Origin of the sequence: Streptomyces paludis (assembly GCF_003344965.1) — a bacterium.
Lineage (GTDB): Bacteria > Actinomycetota > Actinomycetes > Streptomycetales > Streptomycetaceae > Streptomyces > Streptomyces paludis.
This window is the reverse complement of sequence record NZ_CP031194.1, coordinates 1,276,252-1,297,563: the sequence shown is the minus strand read 5'-3', so window position 1 is coordinate 1,297,563 and position 21,312 is coordinate 1,276,252. Positions and strand designations below refer to the sequence as shown.

The window sequence follows — 21,312 nt, the reverse complement described above, 5'->3', positions numbered from 1 at the left end:
ATGGGCTGATGTCCGAATGAACGCAGAGGGACGCACCAGGCTCAACCGGACGCCCGAGTGGAGCGCGCTGGGCAAGCACCGGGACCAGCTCGGAGAGGTGAGCCTGCGGGAGCTGTTCGACGCCGATCCGGCGCGCGGCACCGGCTACACCCTCCAAGTGGGCGATCTCCACCTGGACTACTCCAAGCACCTGGTGACGGACGAGACACTGGCGCTGCTGCGTGAGCTGGCCGCGGCCACCGGGGTCGCGGAGCTGCGCGACGCCATGTTCCGCGGCGAGAAGATCAACACCACGGAGGACCGGGCGGTGCTGCACACCGCGCTGCGCGCGCCCCGTGACGCCGTCATCGAGGTGGACGGCGAGAACGTCGTACCGGCGGTGCACGCCGTACTGGACAAGATGGGCTCCTTCGCCGGCCGGATCAGGTCCGGCGAGTGGACCGGGCACACCGGCCGCCCCATCAAGAACATCGTCAACGTCGGTATCGGCGGCTCGGACCTCGGGCCCGCGATGGCCTACGAGGCGCTGCGCTCCTTCACCGACCGCGAGCTGACGGTCCGCTTCGTCTCCAACGTGGACGGCGCCGACCTGCACGAGGCCGTGCGGGACCTGGACCCGGCCGAGACGCTGTTCATCATCGCGTCCAAGACCTTCACCACCATCGAGACCATCACGAACGCCACCTCCGCGCGGGACTGGCTGCTGACGGGCCTGCGCGCCGACCAGAGCGCCGTCGCCAAGCACTTCGTGGCGCTCTCCACCAACGCCGGGAAGGTCGCCGACTTCGGTATCGACACGGCGAACATGTTCGAGTTCTGGGACTGGGTCGGCGGGCGTTACTCGTTCGACTCGGCCATCGGGCTCTCCCTGATGATCGCGATCGGGCCCGACCGGTTCCGCGAGATGCTCGACGGCTTCCACCTCGTCGACGAGCACTTCCGTACCGCGCCCCCGGAGGAGAACGCGCCGCTGCTGCTGGGTCTGCTCGGCGTCTGGTACGGGGCGTTCTTCGACGCGCAGGCGCACGCCGTCCTGCCGTACAGCCACTACCTGTCGAAGTTCACCGCGTATCTCCAGCAGCTGGACATGGAGTCCAACGGCAAGTCGGTCGACCGGGACGGCGTCCCGGTGGAGTGGCAGACCGGACCGGTCGTCTGGGGCACGCCCGGCACGAACGGCCAGCACGCGTACTACCAGCTGATCCACCAGGGCACGAAGGTCATCCCGGCCGACTTCATCGGCTTCGCCCGGCCGGCCGCCGACCTGCTGCCCGGACTGGTCGCGCAGCACGACCTGCTGATGGCCAACTTCTTCGCGCAGACGCAGGCGCTGGCCTTCGGCAAGACGCCCGAGGAGGTACGGGCGGAAGGGGTGCCCGAGGAGCTGGTGGCGCACAAGACCTTCCGCGGCAACCACCCGACGACCACGATCCTCGCTGGGGACCTCACCCCGTCGGTCCTGGGCCAGCTGATCGCGCTGTACGAGCACAAGGTGTTCGTCCAGGGCGCCGTCTGGAACATCGACTCCTTCGACCAGTGGGGCGTCGAGCTGGGCAAGGTCCTCGCCAAGAAGATCGAGCCCGTGCTCACCGGGGAGGACAAGGGCGAGGAGCTGGACGGCTCGACCGCGGCGCTCGTCGCCGCGTACCGCTCGCTGCGCGGTCGCTGAGCCGATGACCGGGAGGGGGAGAGGGTGACGGGGGAGACCGTGACGGGGACGGGCGCGGGGCCGGGCGGGGGCGCCGGTACGGGCACGGGGCCGGGGCGCGGGCCGGGGCCGGGCGCGGGGACGGTCCGGCTCCGGCCGCCGGCCAACACGCTCGACGCGCGCGCCATCGGCTGGTGGCGTACGCAGTGGGCGCTGCTCACGGTGGCGCCGGTCGCCGTCCTCGCCGTGCTGGGGGCGTTCATCGACCCGGCGCGGACCTGGCTGCTGGCCGGCGCCGCCGTACTGGCGGTGCTGGGGCTGCTGTGCACGCTGCTGATACCGCTGTGGTGGTTCCGGGTGCACCGCTGGGAGGTGACGGACGCGGCCGTCTATGTCCGTACCGGCTTCTTCCGGCAGGTGTGGCGGATCGCGCCGATGTCCCGGATCCAGACGGTGGACACCGTGCGCGGTCCGCTGGAGCAGCTCTTCAGACTCTCCACGGTGATCGTCACCACCGCCTCGGCGGCGGGCGCCGTGGAGATCCGCGGGCTCGACCACGAGCTGGCGGCGGAGCTGGCCGAGCGGCTGACGGTGATCACCCAGGCCACCCCGGGGGATGCCACATGAGCGGGCCCCTGGAGTACGCGGGGACCGACGGACCGGCCGAACCGGCGGGCACCGCCGGGACCGCCGGGACCGCCGGGACCGCCGGGCTCGCTGGGGCTGTCGGGGCTGCCGGGGAGGAGTGGCGGCAGCTCGCGCCGCGTGCTCTGCTGGTGCACGCCCTCGTCATGGCGGGCGTCGTCGTCGGCGGCGGGGTGCCCGCCTTTCTTGCCCTGGCCGCGAGAATGCCGGCGCGCCAGGCGCTCGCCTGGCTGCTGGCCGGTGCCGTGCTCCTGCTCCTCGCCACGACGGCCGGGGAGTATGTCCGGTGGCGCCGTACCCGCTACCGCATCGGCCCCGAGCGGGCCGAACTGCACACGGGCCTGTTCGTGCTCGAACGGCGCTCGCTGGCCCGCGAGCGGATCCGCAGCGTCGATCTGACCGCCAGCCTCCTCCCGAGGCTCCTCGGCCTGGTCACGGTCCGGATCGGTACGGGCGAGCACGCCGGCGCGGAAGCCACGCTGGAACTCGACCCCGTCACCAGGGCCGAGGGCGAGCGCCTCCGTACGGAACTCCTCGGCCGCGCCCCCGCCGAGGCGCCGGGAGCGCACCGCGAGGGCGTACTGGCGGCGCTCGACCTGGCCTGGGCGCGGTACGCGCCGATGTCGTTCGTCGCCCCGGTGCTCGGTGGAGCCGCCATCGGGGCCGTGTTCCAGATCAGCGACTGGTTCGGCGCGCAGAAGCAGGTGTTCCACTGGCTCGACGACCGCTTCCACGACACCCCGTTCGGCTGGATCGTCGCGACCGTCGTGGCCGGTGCCGCGCTCGCCGGTGTGATCGGCGCGCTCGGGCTCTGGACCGAGATGTGGTGGAACTACCGGCTGGAGCGGGAGCCGGGCGGCACCCTGCGGGTCCGGCGCGGGCTGCTCACCTCCCGCTCCGTCTCCATCGAGGAGCGGCGGCTGCGCGGTGTGGAGCTGGTCGAGCCGCTCGGGATACGGCTCGCGGGCGCGGCCCGGCTCGACGCCGTCGCCACCGGCCTCTCCCAGGGCGGCGAGGAGGACGAGCACGCCGACCAGAAGTCCCTGCTCCCCGCCGCCCCGCGCGCGCTCGCCGAGTCCGTGGCCGCGCGGGTCCTGCGCGAGCCGCAGTCCCCGACGCGGGCGGCGCTCCTCACCGCGCACCCCCGCGCCGCCCGGGGCCGCCGGCTGCGCTGGGCGCTGGCCGCCGCGCTGGCCCCCGTCGTGGTCCTCGCCGTCCTCGGCGCGCTCTTCACCGACGTGCTGCTGTACGCGGCGCTGGTCTGCGCCGTGGTGCTGCCGGCGCTCGCCGTCGCGCTCGCCCTCGACGCGTACCGCAATCTGGGCCACGGCATCGGCGGCGGCTATCTGGTCGCGCGCTCCGGCACCCTGCGCCGTACGACGGTCGCCCTCCAGCGCGGCGGTGTCATCGGCTGGACGGTCTCCCAGTCGTACTTCCAGCGCCGCGCCGGACTGCTGACGCTCACCGCGACCACCGCGGCGGGCGAGGGCGCCTACCACGTCCACGACGCGGCGACGGGCGAGGGACTGGCCTTCGCGGCCGAGGCCGTACCGGGGCTGCTGGAGCCCTTCCTCGTCCGCGAGCACAGCGCTGTACCGGGCACCACCCCACCGGGCACCCCACCGAGCAGGGAGACGACGACCGCATGACCTCCACCAGCCGCCGTACGGTCCTCACCGCCCTCGCCACCGCCGCCGTGAGCGGCCCGGTGCTGATCGGCGCGGGCGCCGCGCCCGCCCACGCGGCCGACGACCTGTACACCTCCAACACCGACCTCTACACCCGGCTCGCGGGCCGGGAGGGAACGGACTTCGGCCGGCGCTACAAACGCCACGAGCAGTCCGACAACAGCATCAGCACCGCCTACCCGTTCCCCCGCACCACCGTCATGGCCCCGCACGGCGGCGGTATCGAGACCGGCACCTCGGAGCTGTGCCTTGCCGTCGCGGGCTACCACCCGGCCACCTTCGAACGCAGTCCGGCGGGCGGTCCGGTCCACGACTACTGGATGTTCGAGGGCCTGCGGTCGAGCAACAACGGCGAACTGCACGTCACCTCGGTGAACTGCGACGATCGGGTGGCCCTCTCGATGGCGGGCGGCAGCCTCAACGTACTGAGCCTGCACGGCTGTACGGCCGCCCAGGCCGGCGTCGCCGGTACCCGGCCCGAGGCCGTGGTCGTGGGCGGTCTGCACACCGCCTTCAAGGACTATCTGCGCGCGGCGTTCGGCAGCGCCGGATTCCGGACCGTCGACGGCTCGACCGTGCCCGCGCTGGCCGGGGTCCAGCCCCTGAACATCGCCAACCGCACGGTCCTCGGCAAGGGCGGCCAGCTGGAGATCACCACCGAGCTGCGCCAGGCGATGTTCGGCGTCAACACCCGCGCCGGGCGGCCCGGTTCCACCACCGAGGTCTTCGACCGGTTCGTGGCCGCCGCCCGCACGGCGATCGCGCGCCTGGAGGCCCGGCCGGACCAGGCCATTCTCTGAGCGCACCGCAAAAGCATCGGCCCGCCCCCCGGGAAACGGGGGGCGGGCCGATGCGGTCGTACGATCGTACGGTCAGGCCGAGGAGGGCGGATAGAGGCCGCGCGGCAGGGCCGAGGCCGCCGCCGCGTCCAGCAGCCACAGGGTGCGGCCACGGCCGTACGCCCCCGCCGCCGGGGCCTGGATCTCGCCCGCGCCGGACAGCGCGATCTCCGCCGCCTTCGCCTTGTCCTCGCCCGCGGCCAGCAGCCACACCTCCTGAGCCGCCCGGATCGCGGGCAGCGTCAGCGAGATACGGACCGGCGGCGGCTTGGGCGCGCCATGCACGGCGACGACCGTGCGCTCCGTCTCCCGGACCGCGGGCAGCTCCGGGAAGAGCGACGCGACATGGGTGTCGGGCCCGACACCCAGCATCAGCACGTCGAACGTCGGCACCGGACCGTGGTCCTCGGGCCGGGACGCGGCGGCCAGCTCCGTGGCGTACGCGGCGGCCGCCGCGTCCACATCGCTGCCGTACGCGCCGTCCGACGCCGGCATCGCGTGGACCCGCGCGGGGTCCAGCGGCACCGAGTCGAGCAGCGCCGCCCGCGCCTGGGTGATGTTGCGCTCCGGATCGCCCTCGGGCAGGAAGCGCTCGTCCCCCCACCACAGATCCAGCCGGGACCAGTCCACCGCGTCCCGGGCGGGCGCCACCGACAGCGCCGCCAGCAGCCCGTTGCCGTTGCGGCCGCCCGTCAGCACCACCGAGGCGGTGCCGCGGGCGGCCTGGGCGTCCACGATCTTCGTGATCAGCCGGGCCGCCGCGGCCTGGGCCATCAGCTCCTTGTCGCGGTGGACGACGAGCTGGGGGGTGTTCACTTGGTGGCCGCCTTCTTCACCGGCATGCTCGCCGGAGTGGCCGTCGCGCCCGGGCCCGGGGTGTGCTCAGAGGAGCCCGCCTCCCGGGTCGGCAGCGGCGGCAGCGCCGGCTTCCCCGGGTCGCCCAGCCGGTGCACGCCGAAGCGCAGCGCCGACGCGTAGGTGTCGTCCGGGTCCAGCCGGCGCAGCTCCTCCGCGATCAGCTCGGCCGTGTCGCGCCGCTTCAGGGCGACCGCGCGGTCCGGCTGGCCCTGGATGGACAGCGTCGCCAGCGCGCCGTCCGCCCGGTCCAGACTGATCGGCCCGCAGGTCGTCTCCATCCGTACGGCCGTCAGCCCGGGGCCGCCCGAGACCGTGCGCCGCACGGGGACGTGCAGCCGGTTCGCCAGCCACATGGCCAGCAGCTCACAGCTCGGGTTGTGCTCCTCGCCCTCGACCTCGACCGAGGTGACCTCGCAGTCCACCTGGTCCAGGGCGGCGGCGACCATCGAGCGCCACGGGGTGATCCGGGTCCACGACAGGTCCGTGTCGCCCGGGGTGTACGCGTCGGCGCGCGCCGTCAGCTCCTCCACCGGGTTCTCGGAGGCGTAGGTGTCGGTCACCCGCCGCTGCGCCAGCTTGCCCAGCGAGTCCTTCGTCGGGTTGACCGGCGCGTCGACCGGCCACCACACGACGACCGGCGCGTCCGGCAGCAGCAGCGGCAGGACCACCGACTGCGCGTGGTCCATCACATCGCCGTACAGCCGCAGGATGACCGTCTCGCCCGTGCCCGCGTCCGCCCCGACCCGTACCTCGGCGTCGAGGCGGGCCACGGCGCGGTCGCGCGCCGAGCGGGAGACCCGCTTGACGACGACCAGCTTGCGCGAGGGGTGCTCGCGGGACGCGTCGTTGGCCGCCTTGAGGGCGTCGTACGCGTTCTCCTCGTCGGTGACGAGAACCAGGGTGAGGACCATCCCGACGGCGGGGGTGCCGATCGCGCGGCGCCCCTGCACCAGGGCCTTGTTGATCTTGCTGGACGTGGTGTCCGTAAGGTCGATCTTCATGGCCGACGCCAGCTCCGTCCGTCTCGTGCGAGCATTTCGTCCGCCTCGACCGGACCCCAGGTCCCGGACTCGTACTGCGCGGGCTTGCCGTGCGTGTCCCAGTACCGCTCGATCGGGTCGAGGATCTTCCAGGACAGCTCGACCTCCTCCACGCGCGGGAAGAGGTTCGAGTCGCCGAGCAGCACATCGAGGATGAGCCGCTCGTACGCCTCGGGGCTCGACTCCGTGAAGGACTCGCCGTAGGCGAAGTCCATCGAGACGTCCCGGACCTCCATCGAGGTGCCGGGCACCTTCGAACCGAACCGCATGGTCACGCCCTCGTCCGGCTGGACCCGGATGACCAGGGCGTTCTGCCCCAGCTCCTCCGTGGCCGTGTGGTCGAAGGGCGAGTGCGGGGCGCGCTGGAAGACGACCGCGATCTCGGTGACCCGGCGGCCGAGCCGCTTGCCGGTCCGGAGATAGAAGGGCACACCCGCCCAGCGGCGGTTGTCGATCCCCAGCTTCACGGCGGCGTACGTGTCGGTCTTCGACCGGGGGTCGATCCCGTCCTCCTGGAGGTAGCCGACGGCCTGCTCGCCGCCCTGCCACCCCTCGGCGTACTGTCCGCGCACCGTGTCCGCGCCGAGGTCCTGCGGCAGCTTCACCGCGCCGAGCACCTTGGTCTTCTCGGCGGCCAGCGCGTCCGCGTCGAAGGAGGCGGGCTCCTCCATCGCGGTCAGCGCGAGCAGCTGGAGCAGATGGTTCTGGATGACGTCACGGGCGGCGCCGATGCCGTCGTAGTAGCCGGCCCGGCCGCCGATCCCGATGTCCTCGGCCATGGTGATCTGGACATGGTCGACATAGGACCGGTTCCAGATCGGCTCGAAGAGGGTGTTGGCGAAGCGGAGCGCCAGAATGTTCTGGACGGTCTCCTTGCCGAGGTAGTGGTCGATCCGGAAGACCTCGTTGGACGGGAAGACCTCGTGGACGACCTTGTTCAGCTCGATCGCCGACTCCAGGTCGTGCCCGAAGGGCTTCTCGATGACGGCACGCCGCCAGGAGCCCTCCTTCTGGTCCGCCAGCCCGTGCTTCTTGAGCTGCTGGACGACCTGCGGGAAGAACTTCGGCGGTACGGAGAGGTAGAAGGCGAAGTTGCCGCCCGTCCCCTGCACCTTGTCCAGCTCCGCGATGGTCGCCTTCAGGTTCTCGAACGCCTCGTCGTCGTCGAAGACGCCCTGGACGAAGCGCATCCCCTGGACCAGCTGCTGCCAGACCTCCTCGCGGAACGGCGTGCGCGCGTGCTCCTTGACCGCGTCGTGGACCTCCTGTGCGAAGTCCTCGTGCTGCCATTCGCGGCGCGCGAAGCCGATCAGGGAGAAGCCCGGCGGCAGCAGACCACGGTTGGCGAGGTCATAGACGGCAGGCATCAGCTTTTTGCGGGACAAATCGCCCGTGACGCCAAAGATGACCAGGCCCGACGGCCCCGCGATACGCGGGAGCCGTCGGTCCGCGGCGTCACGGAGCGGGTTCACTCCGTGGGTTGAGGTCAAGGGATCAGCCCTCCGAAGGGGCGAGGCGCTTCAGCTCCGCCTCGGTCGACTTGAGCAGGTCAATCCAGGCAGCTTCGAACTTCTCGACGCCCTCGTCCTCAAGCAGCTGTACGACGTCGTCGTAGGAGATGCCGAGCTTGGCGACGGCTTCCAGCTCCGCGCGCGCCTGGTCGTACGTACCCCGGACGGTGTCGCCGGTGATCTGTCCGTGGTCACCGGTGGCTTCGAGGGTGGCCTCGGGCATGGTGTTGACCGTGTTGGGGGCGACGAGGTCGTCCACGTACAGGGTGTCCTTGTACGCGGGGTCCTTGACGCCGGTCGAGGCCCACAGCGGACGCTGCTTGTTGGCCTGCGCGCGGTCCAGCACGGCCCAGCTGTCGCCGCCGAAGACCTCTTCGTACGCCTCGTAGGCGAGGCGGGCGTTGGCGAGGGCGGCCTTGCCCTTGAGGGCCTTGGCCTCGGCGCTGTCCAGCCCGTCGAGCCGCTTGTCGATCTCGGTGTCCACACGGGAGACGAAGAAGGACGCGACCGAGTGGATCGTCGAGAGGTCGAGACCGGCGGCCTGCGCCTTCTCCAGGCCGGCGATGTAGGCGGCCATGACCTCGCGGTAGCGCTCCAGGGAGAAGATCAGCGTGACGTTGACGCTGATGCCCCGGGCGATCGTCTCGGTGATCGCGGGCAGCCCGGCCTTGGTGGCCGGGATCTTGATGAGGGTGTTGGGACGGTCCACCAGCCAGGCGAGCTGGCGCGCCTCGGCGATGGTCGCCGCGGTGTTGTGGGCGAGACGTGGGTCGACCTCGATGGAGACCCGGCCGTCCTGGCCCTGCGTCGCGTCGAAGACCGGGCGCAGGATGTCCGCGGCGTCGCGGACGTCCGCCGTCGTGATCATGCGGACGGCTTCCTCGACGGTGACCTTGCGGGTGGCGAGGTCGGTGAGCTGGGCCTCGTACCCGTCGCCGCCGGAGATCGCCTTCTGGAAGATCGACGGGTTGGTGGTGACACCCACCACGTGCGACTGGTCGATCAGCTCGGCGAGATTGCCGGACGTGATCCGCTTGCGCGACAGGTCGTCGAGCCAGATCGCGACGCCTTCGTCGGAGAGGCGCTTGAGTGCGTCTGTCATGAGGTTTGCATCTCCTACTGGTCGTATATAAGCGTCAGCGCGCGGCGGCGGCGAGTGATTCCCGGGCGGCGGTGGCGACCGCGTCGGCCGTGAAGCCGAACTCACGGAAGAGGACCTTCGCGTCGGCCGAGGCACCGAAGTGCTCCAGCGACACGATGCGGCCGGCGTCGCCCACGAAGCGGTGCCAGGTCAGCCCGATGCCCGCCTCGACCGCCACCCGCGCCTTCACGGACGGCGGCAGCACACTGTCCTTGTACGCCTGGTCCTGCTCGTCGAACCACTCGACCGACGGCATCGACACGACCCGCGTCGGCACCCCCGCGGCCTGGAGCTGCTCACGCGCCTCCACGGCCAGCTGCACCTCGGAGCCGGTGCCGATCAGCACGACCTGCGGCGCGCCGCCCTCGGCCTCGAACAGCACGTAACCGCCCTTGGCGGCCTCGTCGTTGGCCTCGTACGTCGGCACGCCCTGGCGGGTGAGCGCCAGACCGTGCGGGGCGCCCTTGTCGTGGCGCTTGAGGATCTCGCGCCAGGCGATCGCCGTCTCGTTGGCGTCGGCCGGGCGGACGATGTTGAGGCCCGGGATGGCGCGCAGCGCGGCCAGGTGCTCGACCGGCTGGTGGGTCGGGCCGTCCTCGCCGAGACCGATCGAGTCGTGCGTCCACACGTAGGTGACCGGGAGCTGCATCAGCGCGGCCAGCCGGACGGCCGGGCGCATGTAGTCCGAGAACACCAGGAAGGTGCCGCCGTAGATACGGGTGTTGCCGTGCAGCGAGATGCCGTTCATCGTCGAGCCCATGGCGTGCTCGCGGATGCCGTAGTGCACCGTGCGGCCGTACGGGTCGGCCTCCGGCAGGGGGTTGCCCGCAGGGAGGAACGACGACGTCTTGTCGATGGTGGTGTTGTTCGAGCCGGCCAGGTCGGCCGAGCCGCCCCACAGCTCCGGGATGATCTCGCCGAGCGCCTGGAGGACCTTGCCGGACGCGGCACGCGTCGCGACGGCCTTGCCGGTCTCGAACGCCGGGAGCTTGTCCTCCCAGCCGGCGGGCAGTTCACCCGCGCGGACCCGGTCGAACGTCGCCGCGCGCTCCGGGTTGGCGGTGCGCCAGGCGGCGAACGTCTTCTCCCACTCGCCGCGCGCCTCACGGCCGCGGTCGAGGGCCTCACGGGTGTGCGTGATGACCTCGTCGGAGACCTCGAAGGACTTCTCGGGATCGAAGCCGAGCACCTTCTTCGTGGCGGCGACCTCTTCGGCGCCGAGCGCCGAGCCGTGTGCCGCTTCGGTGTTCTGCGCGTGCGGGGCGGGCCACGCGATGATCGAGCGGGCCGCGATGAACGAGGGGCGGTCGGTCACGGCCTTGGCCGCCACCAGCGCCTCGTAGAGTCCCGCCGGGTCGAGGTCGCCGTCGGGCGACTGCGCGACGCGCTGGACGTGCCATCCGTACGCCTCGTACCGCTTGAGGGTGTCCTCGGAGACCGCGGTCTCCGTGTCGCCCTCGATGGAGATGTGGTTGTCGTCCCAGAGCACGACGAGATTGCCGAGCTTCTGGTGGCCGGCCAGCGAGGACGCCTCCGCGGAGATGCCCTCCTGGAGGCAGCCGTCACCGGCGATCACATAGATGGTGTGGTCGAACGGCGATGTGCCGGGCGCGGCGTCCGGGTCGTACAGGCCGCGCTCGTAGCGGGCGGCCATCGCCATGCCCACCGCGTTGGCGACGCCCTGGCCGAGCGGGCCGGTCGTGGTCTCGACGCCGACCGTGTGTCCGTACTCCGGGTGGCCCGGGGTCTTCGAACCCCAGGTGCGGAAGGACTCCAGGTCGCTCAGCTCCAGGCCGTATCCGGCCAGGTAGAGCTGGGTGTAGAGCGTCAGCGACGAGTGGCCCGCCGAGAGGACGAACCGGTCACGGCCGGTCCACTGGGCGTCGGCCGGGTCGTGCCGCATGAGCTTCTGGAAGAGCAGATACGCGGCGGGAGCCAGGCTCATGGCCGTACCCGGATGGCCGTTGCCGACCTTCTGTACGGAGTCCATGGCCAGGACGCGGGCGGTGTCAACGGCCCGGCGGTCCACATCGGTCCACTCGAGGTCTGTTGTGGTCGGCTTGGTGCTCACCCTGAGTCAGGGCTCCTCTCCACATGTTCGAATTCCGGTGTCTGAGGGCGCACCGGTTCGCTGTTCGTTGTCGAGCCTACCCGCAGCGTGTGACATCTTTCCGAGTGCGTTTCCAGGGTGCGGCGCGTGCGGGGACTTCGCCTCTCGGCAGGCTCTCGGCAGGGTGTACGGGCCGTGTCGGGACGGCGTTCAACACGAGTCCCGGCGACCCGACCCCGGCGGCGATCGGCATGGGGGCAACGTCTACAGTGGCGTGGTACGCGCAGGTCTTTACCGGGACTTAACGCCGGTGGCTTGCTGGAATTTCTCTGTCAGGGGTGTGCGTGACGGCCGTCGAGTCCCGACCCGCAGGGGTCGTCCTGACTCCGAGCTCGGGTGGCCATCGGCCGTTCGGGGCCCGCGTCAAAGCGTTCGTGGCACTGACCAAGCCGCGGATCATCGAACTACTGCTCATCACCACCGTGCCGGTGATGTTCCTGGCCGAGCAGGGTGTGCCGGATCTGTGGCTGGTGCTCACCACCTGTATCGGCGGCTATCTCTCCGCCGGCGGCGCCAACGCGCTGAACATGTACATCGACCGTGACATCGACGCCCTGATGGACCGTACGTCCCAGCGTCCGCTGGTGACCGGAATGGTCTCGCCGCGCGAGGCGCTGGTCTTCGGCATCACGCTCGCCGTGGGCTCGACCCTCTGGCTCGGCTACCTGGTCAACTGGTTCTCCGCCTGGCTCGCGCTCGGCGCGCTGCTCTTCTATGTCGTCGTCTACACGATGATCCTCAAGCGGCGCACCTCGCAGAACATCGTCTGGGGCGGGATCGCGGGCTGCATGCCCGTACTGATCGGCTGGTCGTCCGTCACCGACTCGATGTCCTGGGCCGCCGTCATCCTCTTCCTGGTGATGTTCTTCTGGACGCCGCCGCACTACTGGCCGCTCTCCATGAAGGTGAAGGACGACTACGCGCGCGTGGGCGTGCCGATGCTCCCTGTTGTCGCCGGAAACCGCGCGGTGGCCAAGCAGATCGTCCTCTACAGCTGGGTGATGGTCGCGGTCTCGCTGCTGCTCACCCCGCTGGGGTACACGGGCTGGTTCTACACGGCCGTGGCGCTGCTGGCCGGCGGCGCCTGGCTGTGGGAGGCGCACGGTCTCCAGGCCCGCGCGAAGGCCGGCCTGGAGGGCGCCAAGCTCAAGGAGATGCGCCTGTTCCACTGGTCCATCACCTATGTGTCGCTGCTCTTCGTGGCCGTGGCCGTGGACCCCTTCCTGCGGTAGACCGGGTCGACCTCCCGACGACGGGCGGGGCGCGTGGCTGACACCACGTACCCCGCCCGTCGCCATGTCGGACTACCCGTCGGTAGCATCCCTGTCATGGCAGAGACCCAGCAGGTGGACGAGGACCGGAACGACTCCGAGGGCGACGGCGGCCGTCCCCGGGACGGCGAGGACCGGGCCCGCGCCCGGCGCGAGGCCCGCGACCGGCGCCGGACGGCGAGGATCGCCAAGCGGATCGGCGTCTTCGCCCGCGCGCACGGCGGCGCCGAGGGGCAGCTCGCTCACCTCGGGCAGGCCGGCACCCGTATCGTGCTCGTCGGCGAGGACGGCGCGTGGGGCGATCTCGTCGCCCCCACCCACGACATCGCGCGTGGCGCGGCCGAGCTGGCGGGCCTTACGCTCCACGAGTCCTTCGACGGTGAGTTCGCCGCCAAGGTGCGCACCGGACCGTACGAGTGGAACCGGATGGCCGGACTCCAGATCGGTGGCCGCCAGAGCGCCTGAGGCGCCGGCACCGCCACCCGACCGGTGTTCACCCCGTTAGGACTCAGGAGAAGGCCGCCCGGCGAGCGGCGGTCGATGGTCCAAGGTCCATGAACGGGAATCCCGATGATCGAAACAGCGTCCCTGGTGTCCCCGGCGTCCCCGGTGTCCCTCGTGGACCAGCACTGCCACGGAGTGCTCCGTACGGAGCTGGGCCTCGGCACCTTCGAGACCCGGCTCGGCGCGCCGGCGGCCGGCCGCGCCGCCGCCGGCACCACCCTCTTCGACACCCAACTGGGCTTCGCCGTACGGCGCTGGTGCCCACCACTGCTCGGCCTCGCACCGCACTGCCCGCCCGCCCGCTATCTGGCGCGCCGCCGGGAACTCGGCGCGCTGGAGACCGCCCGGCGGCTGCTGCGCGCCACCGGGATCACCACCTATCTGGTGGACTCGGCCGCGGACGAGGGCACGGACGAGCGGTCCGGGCCCGAGGAGATGGCGTCGCTGGGCGCCGCCGGGGCCCGTCGGATCGTCCGGCTCGAACGGCTCGCGGAGCGCGTCGCCGATGTCTCGGGCGGGGCGGGCTCCTTCCTCGCGGGCCTGGCCGAGACCGTACACACCGAGGCGGCCACGGCCGTGGCCTTCAGCTGCGCGAGCGGTACGGGCGGCAGCAGTGGTACGGGAGGCGGGGCATGCGAGTCGGAATTGCCGGAGCCGCCCGCGCCCGGTGCCGTCCGGGGCGCCGCCGCCCGCTGGCTGGCCGGGCGCCGGGCCGGGGGAGCGCTCACCGACCCCTTACTGCTGCGCCACCTGCTCTGGACGGCGATCGCCACCGGACGCCCGCTGCAACTGCTCCCGGGCGGCGCCGATCCCACGGCGCTCACCGGTTTCGCGGCGGCCACGGCCGGGCTCGGCACCGATCTCGTCCTGCTCGACCCCTATCCGTACCACCGGCAGGCCGCGCGGCTGGCGAGCGTCTTCCCGCATGTGTACGCCGACCTCGGGCCCGCCCTCGCACGGACCGGGCCGAGGGCCGCGGCCGTACTGGCGGAGAGCCTGGAGAGCGCCCCGTTCGGGAAGCTGCTGTTCTCCAGCGGCGCGCGCGGGCTGCCCGAACTCCAAGTGGTCGCGGTCCGGGCGTTCACCGAGGCGGTGGACCGGGTGCTGGGCGGCTGGGTCGCCGAGGGCGCCTGGGCGGCGGCGGACGCCACGCGCGTGGCCGGGCTGATCGCCGGGGGCAACGCCCGCCGGGTGTACGGACTTCCGCCCGCCGGCGGCTGACCGGCGGGCGGAAGAAGTCCTGCGGAACTCCGGACTCAGACGGTCGAGGCCGAGAGCGTGGGGTCCGGCTGCGCGGGGATCGTGGCCGTCGTGTGCGGGCGCTCGCGGGTGCTCATCGCCACTCGCAGCACCGCGATCCACACCAGGCAGGAGCCCAACATGTGGCTGCCGACCAGGACTTCCGGGGTGTCCGTGAAGTACTGCACATAACCGATGACGCCCTGCGCGAGCAGCACCAGCACCAGATCGCGGGCGCGCGCCCGGGTGTCGGCCGGCGCGTCCACCACCCGCAGCACCAGCCACATCGCCACCGCCAGCGCGCAGACGACCCAGGCGAACACCGCGTGCACATGCGCGACGGTCACATAGTCGAACGGCATCCGCGGCACCTCGCTGCTGTCGCCCGCGTGCCGGCCCGACCCCGTCACCGTCGTCCCGGCCGCGATCAGCACCACCGAGGAGACGATCAGCGCCCAGGACAGCTTGCGCACCGGGCGCGGCACGCGCGGGCGGGGGGCGCCGTCGCCCTCGTGGGTGCGCAGCCAGGTGAGGGTGGTGACGGTGAGCAGGGCGGTGGCGAGGAGGAAGTGCCCCGCCACGGTCCACGGGTTCAGCTCCGTCAGCACGGTGATCCCGCCGATGATGCCGTTGGCCATCACCAGCCAGAACTGTGACCAGGCCAGCTGGGTCAGTCCGGGGCGCCGGGGCTTCGCGGAACGCGCCGCGATGATCGCCCAGCCCACCGCCGCGCACAGCACGTACGTCAGCATCCGGTTGCCGAACTCGATCGCGCCGTGCAGCCCCTGCTCCGGGGTGGCGATCAGGCTGTCGTCCGTGCACTTGGGCCAGGTGTCGCAGCCGAGGCCGGAACCGGTCAGCCGCACCGCGCCGCCGGTCACGACGATCAGCACGCTCATCACGACGGCGCTGAGCGCGGCGCGCCGGACGATACGGGGTGACGGCGTCCAGCGCTGGGCGATATACGCGAGGGGTGTCAACACGGCCTCTATCGTAGGACGGAGCTTGTGCAGGATTTCACGAGGGGTACGTATCCGGCGTTACGGCACGTCGCCGCGGTCCCCGGCGGCCTCACTCCCAGCGGAAGAACCGGCCGGCCGCGGCGAGTCCGGGCACCGCCCACAGGACCAGGATCCCCAGCTCGCGCCACGGCATCGCCGCGCCGTGCTGGAGGACGTCCCGCAGCCCTTGCGAGAGCGCCGAGATCGGCAGCCAGCCGAGCACCGAGGCCGCCGCGTCCGGGAACTTGTCCAGCGGTACGACCACCCCGCCGCCCATCAGGAGCAGCAGGAAGACCAGGTTCGCGGCGGCCAGGGTCGCCTCCGCCCGGAGCGTGCCCGCCATCAGCAGACCGATCCCGGAGAACGCGGCGGTGCCGAGCACGAGCAGCAGGAGTACGGCGACGGGGTTGCCGTGCGGCGACCAGCCCAGCGCCAGCGCGATCACCGCCAGCAGCACGATCTGGAGCACCTCGGTGACCAGCACGGAGAACGACTTCGCGGTCATCAGCGCCCAGCGCGGCAGCGGCGACACCGCGAGCCGCTTGAGCACCCCGTACCGCCGCTCGAAGCCGGTGGCGATGGCCTGGCCGGTGAACGCCGTCGACATGACCGCCAGCGCGAGGATGCCGGGCGCGAGGAAGTCGACGGCCTCGCCCGCGCCGGTGTCGACGATGTCCACGGTCGAGAAGAGCACCAGCAGCAGGGACGGGATGATCACCGTCAGCAGCAGCTGCTCGCCGTTGCGCAGCAGCAGCTTCGTCTCGAACGCGGTCTGGGCCGCGATCATGCGGAGCAGCGGGGCCGCCCCGGGCGCCGGGGCGTACGTACCGGCGCCGGTGTGGGTCCCTGTGCTCACGAACGCAGCTCCTTGCCGGTCAGTTCGAGGAAGACGTCCTCCAGCGTGCGGCGCTCGACGGAGATCCCGTCCGCCATCACCCCGTGCTGCGCGCACCAGGACGCGACGGTGGCCAGCAGCTGCGGGTCGATCCCGCCGCTGATCCGGTACAGCCCCGGTGTCAGCTCGGCGGCGGCGGTGCCGTCGGGCAGCGCCTTCAGCAGCGAGCCGAGGTCGAGACCGGCGCGGCCGGTGAAGCGCAGGGTGTTCTCGGCGCCGCCCCGGCACAGCTCCTCGGGGCTGCCCTGGGCGATCACCCGGCCCGCGTCGATGATCACGACATCGTCGGCGAGGGACTCGGCCTCGTCCATGAAGTGCGTGGTGAGTACGGTGCCGACGCCGTCGGCGCGCAGCTCGCGTACCAGCTCCCAGGTGGAGCGGCGGGCCTGCGGGTCGAGTCCGGCGGTCGGCTCGTCGAGGAAGACCAGCTCGGGGCGGCCGACCACGGCCAGCGCCAGCGCGAGCCGCTGCTGCTGGCCGCCGGAGAGCCGGCGGTAGGCCGTACGGCCGCAGCTGCCGAGACCGAGCCGCTCGATCAGCGCGTCCACGTCGAGCGGGTGGGCGTGCAGCCGGGCCATGTGGCGGAGCATCTCGTCGGCGCGCGCGCCGGAGTACACGCCCCCGGACTGGAGCATCACGCCGATACGCGGGCGGAGCCGGGCGGCGTCGGCCACCGGGTCGAGACCGAGGACCCGTACGGTCCCGGCGTCGGGACGGCGGTAGCCCTCGCAGATTTCGACGGTGGTGGTCTTGCCGGCGCCGTTGGGGCCGAGGACGGCGGTGACCGTACCGGCGCGTACCACCAGATCGAGGCCGTCGACCGCGGTTTTGGCCCCGTACCGCTTCACCAGCCCCCGTACCTCTACGAGACTGTCGGGCGGGGTGCCACCCGGGGAGACCGTTTGCATGCCCGGAGTCTAGGCAGCTCCCGCCGGGCCCGGGCCCGGCGGGGTGAGAAAGGCGTGCGGCCCCGGCCCGGCGGGGCGGGAAAGGCCCGGGGGACCTGGGGGAGGGCCCGCTTCCGCCCTATTTCTTAGGTAACCCTTAGTGACGAAGGGCACCGTCGCCCAGGTGGGACGGCGGTTGTCACCGCCGGAGGAATTACGCAACAATGGCGTTGTGAAATACGTTGGCGAGGCTCCTCCGGAGGAACTCGCGACCGGCGAGCACTCCACTCGCAACCGGGTCGCGCGCTCCATCCTGGACCACGGCCCGTCCACCGTGACCGAGCTGGCCGGGCGCCTCGGGCTCACCCCGGCGGCCGTCCGCCGCCACCTCGACGCCCTGGCCGCCGATGCCATGGTGGAGCCGCGCGACCAGCGCGTCCACGGCTCGCGCGGGCGCGGCCGGCCCGCCAAGGCGTTCGCGCTGACCGACTGCGGCCGGGACGCCTTCGACCAGTCCTACGACCAGCTCGCCGCCGACGCGCTGCGCTGGATTGCTACCGCGGCCGGCGGCGGGGAGCGCGGCGAGGCCGCCGTCGCCGCCTTCGCCCGGGCCCGGATCGCCGACCAGGGCGCCGCGTACCGCGCGGCGGTCGAGACGGCCGGGACCGACGGCGGCCGGCTGACCGAGGCCCTCGCCGCGGCACTGACCGCGGACGGGTACGCTGCTACGGCTCGTAGCGCGCCGAACCAGCAGGGTGAACAGCTCTGCCAGCACCACTGCCCGGTCGCGCACGTAGCCGCGCAGTTCCCCCAGCTGTGCGAGGCGGAGACGGAATTCTTCTCCCAGTTGCTCGGGACCCATGTGCAGCGGCTGGCCACCATCGCCCATGGCGACGGCGTCTGCACGACCTTCATCCCCGGGGCGACCGCACAGCCCGCCGCACCGCCCCCACAGACCACCCATCACGCTTCTGAAAGCACAGCCGGGAGGAACCCCGCATGACGCTCCCCACGGAGACTGCCCACCCTGAGCTCGATGGCCTGGGCACGTACGAATTCGGCTGGGCCGACTCCGACGCCGCCGGTGCCGCGGCCAAGCGCGGCCTGTCCGAGGCTGTCGTCCGCGACATCTCGGCGAAGAAGAACGAGCCGGAGTGGATGCTGAAGCTGCGGCTCAAGGGCCTGCGGCTGTTCGACAAGAAGCCCATGCCGAGCTGGGGCTCCGACCTGTCGGGGATCCACTTCGACAACATCAAGTACTTCGTGCGCTCCACCGAGAAGCAGGCCGCTTCGTGGGAGGAGCTGCCGGAGGACATCAAGAACACGTACGACAAGCTCGGCATCCCGGAGGCGGAGAAGCAGCGCCTGGTCGCCGGTGTCGCCGCGCAGTACGAGTCCGAGGTGGTCTACCACCAGATCCGCGAGGACCTGGAGGAGAAGGGTGTCATCTTCCTCGACACCGACACCGCGCTCAAGGAGCACCCCGAGCTGTTCCAGGAGTACTTCGGCACGGTGATCCCGGTCGGCGACAACAAGTTCGCCTCCCTGAACACCTCCGTGTGGTCCGGCGGCTCGTTCATCTACGTGCCGAAGGGCGTGCACGTCGACATCCCGCTCCAGGCGTACTTCCGTATCAACACGGAGAACATGGGCCAGTTCGAGCGGACGCTGATCATCGTCGACGAGGACGCCTACGTCCACTACGTCGAGGGCTGTACCGCCCCGATCTACTCCTCGGACTCGCTGCACAGCGCCGTCGTCGAGATCATCGTCAAGAAGGGCGGCCGCTGCCGCTACACGACCATCCAGAACTGGTCGAACAACGTCTACAACCTGGTGACCAAGCGCGCCGTGGCCTACGAGGGCGCGACGATGGAGTGGGTCGACGGCAACATCGGCTCCAAGGTCACCATGAAGTACCCGGCGATCTACCTGATGGGCGAGCACGCCAAGGGCGAGACCCTGTCCATCGCCTTCGCGGGCGAGGGCCAGCACCAGGACGCCGGCGCCAAGATGGTCCACATGGCCCCGAACACCTCGTCCAACATCGTCTCCAAGTCGGTGGCGCGCGGTGGCGGCCGTACCTCGTACCGCGGTCTGATCGAGATCGGCGAGGGCGCCGAGGGCTCCAAGTCCAATGTGCTCTGCGACGCGCTGCTGGTCGACACCATCTCGCGCTCCGACACCTACCCGTACGTCGACGTCCGCGAGGACGACGTCTCCATGGGCCACGAGGCGACGGTCTCCAAGGTCTCCGAGGACCAGCTCTTCTACCTGATGAGCCGCGGCATGACCGAGTTCGAGGCCATGGCGATGATCGTGCGCGGCTTCGTCGAGCCGATCGCGAAGGAGCTGCCCATGGAGTACGCCCTGGAGCTGAACCGGCTGATCGAGCTTCAGATGGAGGGCTCCGTCGGCTGACCCCGGACGGCCGGCCCCCGGGCCGGCCGCCCCAGCCCCACCGGCGGCCGCCGGAACTCCCCCCGGCCGCGCCCGTATTTCCTACGCAGAGGCAGAGAGAGAGCACGACGACAGCCATGGCTGAGGCTCAGAACATTCCGGCGGGTTCCACCACCGCCGGTTCGATCGCGGTGGCCGCCGAGTCGACCGTCGCCACGCGCATGAGCGCGCCCCCGTCCTTCGACGTCGCGGACTTCCCCGTCCCGCACGGCCGCGAGGAGGAGTGGCGGTTCACCCCGCTGGAGCGGCTGCGCGGGCTGCACGACGGCACGGCCGTCGCGGCCGACGGCGTCACGGTCGAGGTGACCGCGCCCGAGGGCGTCGTCGTCGAGACCGTCGGCCGCGAGGACGCGCGCGTCGGCCGGGCCGGTACGCCGGTCGACCGGGTCGCCGCCCAGGCGTACTCCTCGTTCGAGAAGGCGTCCGTCATCTCCGTACCCAAGGAGACGGTGGTCGCCGAGCCGATCAGGATCGCCGTGCACGGCGAGGGCGGTGTCGCCTACGGCCAGCAGATCATCGAACTCGGAGCCTTCGCCGAGGCCGTCGTGGTCATCGACCACACCGGCGACGCGGTCGTCGCGGCCAACGTCGACTACCTCATCGGTGACGGCGCCAAGCTGACCGTCGTCTCCGTACAGGACTGGGACGACAAGGCCGTCCACGTCGCCCAGCACAACGCGCTGGTCGGCCGCGACGCCTCGTTCAAGTCGATCGTCGTCACCTTCGGCGGCGACCTCGTACGGATCCAGCCGCGCGTGCAGTACGCGGCGCCCGGCGGCGAGGCCGAGCTGTTCGGCCTCTACTTCACCGACAAGGGCCAGCACCAGGAACACCGGCTCTTCGTCGACCACAACGCCCCGCACTGCAAGTCCGACGCCGCCTACAAGGGCGCGCTCCAGGGCGTCGACGCCCACGCGGTCTGGATCGGTGACGTGCTCATCCGCGCCTCGGCCGAGGGCACCGACACCTACGAGATGAACCGCAACCTCGTCCTCACGGACGGCGCGCGCGTCGACTCCGTACCGAACCTGGAGATCGAGACCGGCGAGATCGCCGGCGCCGGACACGCCTCCGCGACCGGCCGGTTCGACGACGAACAGCTCTTCTACCTGATGGCGCGCGGCATCCCGGAGTCCGAGGCACGCCGCCTCGTCGTCCGCGGCTTCTTCGCCGAGCTGGTCCAGAAGATCGGACTGCCGGACGTCGAGGAGCGCCTCATGGCCAAGATCGAGTCGGAGCTGGAGGCGGCAGTCTGATGACCTTCGTCCGTGCCTGTGGGCTGAGCGAGCTGACCGAGGACACCCCCAAGCGGGTGGAACTCGACGGCACGCCCGTCTCCGTCGTCCGCACCGAGGGCGAGGTGTTCGCGATCAACGACATCTGCTCGCACGCGAACGTGTCCCTCTCGGAGGGCGAGGTCGAGGACTGCATGATCGAGTGCTGGCTGCACGGCTCCAGCTTCGACCTCCGTACCGGCAAGCCGTCCGGCCTTCCCGCGACGCGCCCCGTTCCCGTATACCCCGTAAAGATCGAAGGGGACGATGTGCTCGTCTCCGTCACCCAGGAGTCCTGAGG

The 21,312-nt window shown here is 71.4% G+C and carries 19 protein-coding genes; 11 read left to right on the top strand and 8 right to left on the bottom strand.

Features of this window, described 5'->3' with window-relative positions; all coding sequences use genetic code 11:
- The first annotated feature begins 16 nt into the window (after window positions 1-16).
- From pgi to DVK44_RS05650, 4 genes are all read left to right on the top strand, one after another.
- Window positions 17-1,669, top strand: a complete 1,653-nt coding sequence (pgi, locus tag DVK44_RS05665; RefSeq protein ID WP_114658628.1) for a glucose-6-phosphate isomerase — start codon at window positions 17-19, stop codon at window positions 1,667-1,669.
- Window positions 1,670-1,834: 165 nt separating this feature from the next.
- A complete protein-coding gene (locus DVK44_RS05660; RefSeq protein ID WP_228447571.1) occupies window positions 1,835-2,275 on the top strand; it encodes a PH domain-containing protein in 441 nt (146 codons plus the stop codon).
- Window positions 2,272-3,942, top strand: coding sequence for a PH domain-containing protein (locus tag DVK44_RS05655; protein WP_114658627.1), 1,671 nt, complete (start codon window positions 2,272-2,274; stop codon window positions 3,940-3,942). Before DVK44_RS05660 ends, DVK44_RS05655 begins: the two co-directional genes overlap by 4 nt.
- Window positions 3,939-4,781, top strand: coding sequence for a poly-gamma-glutamate hydrolase family protein (locus DVK44_RS05650; protein ID WP_114658626.1), 843 nt, complete (start codon window positions 3,939-3,941; stop codon window positions 4,779-4,781). The genes DVK44_RS05655 and DVK44_RS05650 overlap by 4 nt, the downstream gene beginning before the upstream one ends.
- Window positions 4,782-4,853: 72 nt before the next feature.
- Here DVK44_RS05650 and pgl read toward each other — a convergent pair whose 3' ends face one another.
- Genes pgl through tkt form a run of 5 tightly spaced genes read right to left on the bottom strand, consistent with a single transcriptional unit; the run spans window position 4,854 to window position 11,441 of the window.
- A complete protein-coding gene (pgl, locus tag DVK44_RS05645) occupies window positions 4,854-5,636 on the bottom strand; it encodes a 6-phosphogluconolactonase (protein ID WP_114658625.1) in 783 nt (260 codons plus the stop codon).
- Window positions 5,633-6,679 carry a glucose-6-phosphate dehydrogenase assembly protein OpcA gene (gene opcA, locus DVK44_RS05640; protein WP_114658624.1) on the bottom strand — a complete coding sequence of 349 codons (1,047 nt, stop codon included), beginning with the start codon at window positions 6,677-6,679 and terminating at the stop codon, window positions 5,633-5,635. The genes pgl and opcA overlap by 4 nt, the downstream gene beginning before the upstream one ends.
- The gene (gene zwf, locus DVK44_RS05635) at window positions 6,676-8,208 is read right to left on the bottom strand and encodes a glucose-6-phosphate dehydrogenase (protein ID WP_114658623.1); all 1,533 of its coding nucleotides are present in this window, start codon (window positions 8,206-8,208) and stop codon (window positions 6,676-6,678) included. The genes opcA and zwf overlap by 4 nt, the downstream gene beginning before the upstream one ends.
- Before the next feature lie 4 nt (window positions 8,209-8,212).
- Complete coding sequence (gene tal, locus DVK44_RS05630; RefSeq protein WP_114658622.1) at window positions 8,213-9,331, bottom strand: transaldolase; 1,119 nt, start codon at window positions 9,329-9,331, stop codon at window positions 8,213-8,215.
- A gap of 34 nt (window positions 9,332-9,365) precedes the next feature.
- A complete protein-coding gene (gene tkt, locus DVK44_RS05625; protein WP_114658621.1) occupies window positions 9,366-11,441 on the bottom strand; it encodes a transketolase in 2,076 nt (691 codons plus the stop codon).
- 317 nt (window positions 11,442-11,758) lie between these two features.
- Between tkt and DVK44_RS05620 the strand changes: the two genes are divergently transcribed.
- The 3 genes from DVK44_RS05620 to DVK44_RS05610 all read left to right on the top strand — a co-directional run bounded on the left by DVK44_RS05620 (window position 11,759) and on the right by DVK44_RS05610 (window position 14,476).
- Window positions 11,759-12,712 carry a heme o synthase gene (locus DVK44_RS05620; protein ID WP_162793671.1) on the top strand — a complete coding sequence of 318 codons (954 nt, stop codon included), beginning with the start codon at window positions 11,759-11,761 and terminating at the stop codon, window positions 12,710-12,712.
- Window positions 12,713-12,808: 96 nt separating this feature from the next.
- Window positions 12,809-13,216, top strand: coding sequence for a hypothetical protein (locus DVK44_RS05615; RefSeq protein WP_228447006.1), 408 nt, complete (start codon window positions 12,809-12,811; stop codon window positions 13,214-13,216).
- Window positions 13,217-13,321: 105 nt separating this feature from the next.
- Complete coding sequence (locus DVK44_RS05610; RefSeq protein ID WP_114658619.1) at window positions 13,322-14,476, top strand: amidohydrolase; 1,155 nt, start codon at window positions 13,322-13,324, stop codon at window positions 14,474-14,476.
- 35 nt (window positions 14,477-14,511) lie between these two features.
- Here DVK44_RS05610 and DVK44_RS05605 read toward each other — a convergent pair whose 3' ends face one another.
- The 3 genes from DVK44_RS05605 to DVK44_RS05595 all read right to left on the bottom strand — a co-directional run bounded on the left by DVK44_RS05605 (window position 14,512) and on the right by DVK44_RS05595 (window position 17,298).
- Window positions 14,512-15,507, bottom strand: a complete 996-nt coding sequence (locus DVK44_RS05605; protein WP_181957608.1) for a COX15/CtaA family protein — start codon at window positions 15,505-15,507, stop codon at window positions 14,512-14,514.
- 58 nt (window positions 15,508-15,565) lie between these two features.
- Window positions 15,566-16,282, bottom strand: a complete 717-nt coding sequence (locus DVK44_RS05600; protein WP_162794252.1) for an ABC transporter permease — start codon at window positions 16,280-16,282, stop codon at window positions 15,566-15,568.
- Between the two features lie 65 nt (window positions 16,283-16,347).
- A complete protein-coding gene (locus tag DVK44_RS05595) occupies window positions 16,348-17,298 on the bottom strand; it encodes an ABC transporter ATP-binding protein (protein ID WP_114658616.1) in 951 nt (316 codons plus the stop codon).
- A 211-nt stretch (window positions 17,299-17,509) separates the two neighbouring features.
- Between DVK44_RS05595 and DVK44_RS05590 the strand changes: the two genes are divergently transcribed.
- The 4 genes from DVK44_RS05590 (at window position 17,510) to DVK44_RS05575 (ending at window position 21,310) form a co-directional block, all read left to right on the top strand.
- Entirely contained in the window at window positions 17,510-18,280 is a 771-nt protein-coding gene (locus DVK44_RS05590) for a helix-turn-helix transcriptional regulator (protein WP_114658615.1), read from the top strand.
- Complete coding sequence (sufB, locus tag DVK44_RS05585) at window positions 18,277-19,698, top strand: Fe-S cluster assembly protein SufB (RefSeq protein ID WP_114658614.1); 1,422 nt, start codon at window positions 18,277-18,279, stop codon at window positions 19,696-19,698. Before DVK44_RS05590 ends, sufB begins: the two co-directional genes overlap by 4 nt.
- A 116-nt stretch (window positions 19,699-19,814) precedes the next feature.
- The gene (sufD, locus tag DVK44_RS05580) at window positions 19,815-20,993 is read left to right on the top strand and encodes a Fe-S cluster assembly protein SufD (protein ID WP_114658613.1); all 1,179 of its coding nucleotides are present in this window, start codon (window positions 19,815-19,817) and stop codon (window positions 20,991-20,993) included.
- Window positions 20,993-21,310 (top strand): bifunctional 3-phenylpropionate/cinnamic acid dioxygenase ferredoxin subunit, encoded by a 318-nt coding sequence (locus DVK44_RS05575; protein WP_114658612.1) that lies wholly within the window; start codon window positions 20,993-20,995, stop codon window positions 21,308-21,310. The genes sufD and DVK44_RS05575 overlap by 1 nt, the downstream gene beginning before the upstream one ends.
- Window positions 21,311-21,312 lie beyond the last annotated feature (2 nt).

Bases quoted from the DNA above. Each gene is read 5' to 3' on its own strand.
- DVK44_RS05610 (WP_114658619.1), top strand. From the start codon at position 13,322: ATGATCGAAACAGCGTCCCTGGTGTCCCCGGCGTCCCCGGTGTCCCTC.
- DVK44_RS05575 (WP_114658612.1), top strand. From the start codon at position 20,993: ATGACCTTCGTCCGTGCCTGTGGGCTGAGCGAGCTGACCGAGGACACC.
- DVK44_RS05615 (WP_228447006.1), top strand. From the start codon at position 12,809: ATGGCAGAGACCCAGCAGGTGGACGAGGACCGGAACGACTCCGAGGGC.
- DVK44_RS05655 (WP_114658627.1), top strand. From the start codon at position 2,272: ATGAGCGGGCCCCTGGAGTACGCGGGGACCGACGGACCGGCCGAACCG.
- sufB (WP_114658614.1), top strand. From the start codon at position 18,277: ATGACGCTCCCCACGGAGACTGCCCACCCTGAGCTCGATGGCCTGGGC.
- opcA (WP_114658624.1), bottom strand. From the start codon at position 6,679: ATGAAGATCGACCTTACGGACACCACGTCCAGCAAGATCAACAAGGCC.
- tal (WP_114658622.1), bottom strand. From the start codon at position 9,331: ATGACAGACGCACTCAAGCGCCTCTCCGACGAAGGCGTCGCGATCTGG.
- sufD (WP_114658613.1), top strand. From the start codon at position 19,815: ATGGCTGAGGCTCAGAACATTCCGGCGGGTTCCACCACCGCCGGTTCG.
- DVK44_RS05595 (WP_114658616.1), bottom strand. From the start codon at position 17,298: ATGCAAACGGTCTCCCCGGGTGGCACCCCGCCCGACAGTCTCGTAGAG.
- DVK44_RS05650 (WP_114658626.1), top strand. From the start codon at position 3,939: ATGACCTCCACCAGCCGCCGTACGGTCCTCACCGCCCTCGCCACCGCC.
- pgi (WP_114658628.1), top strand. From the start codon at position 17: ATGAACGCAGAGGGACGCACCAGGCTCAACCGGACGCCCGAGTGGAGC.
- DVK44_RS05600 (WP_162794252.1), bottom strand. From the start codon at position 16,282: ATGATCGCGGCCCAGACCGCGTTCGAGACGAAGCTGCTGCTGCGCAAC.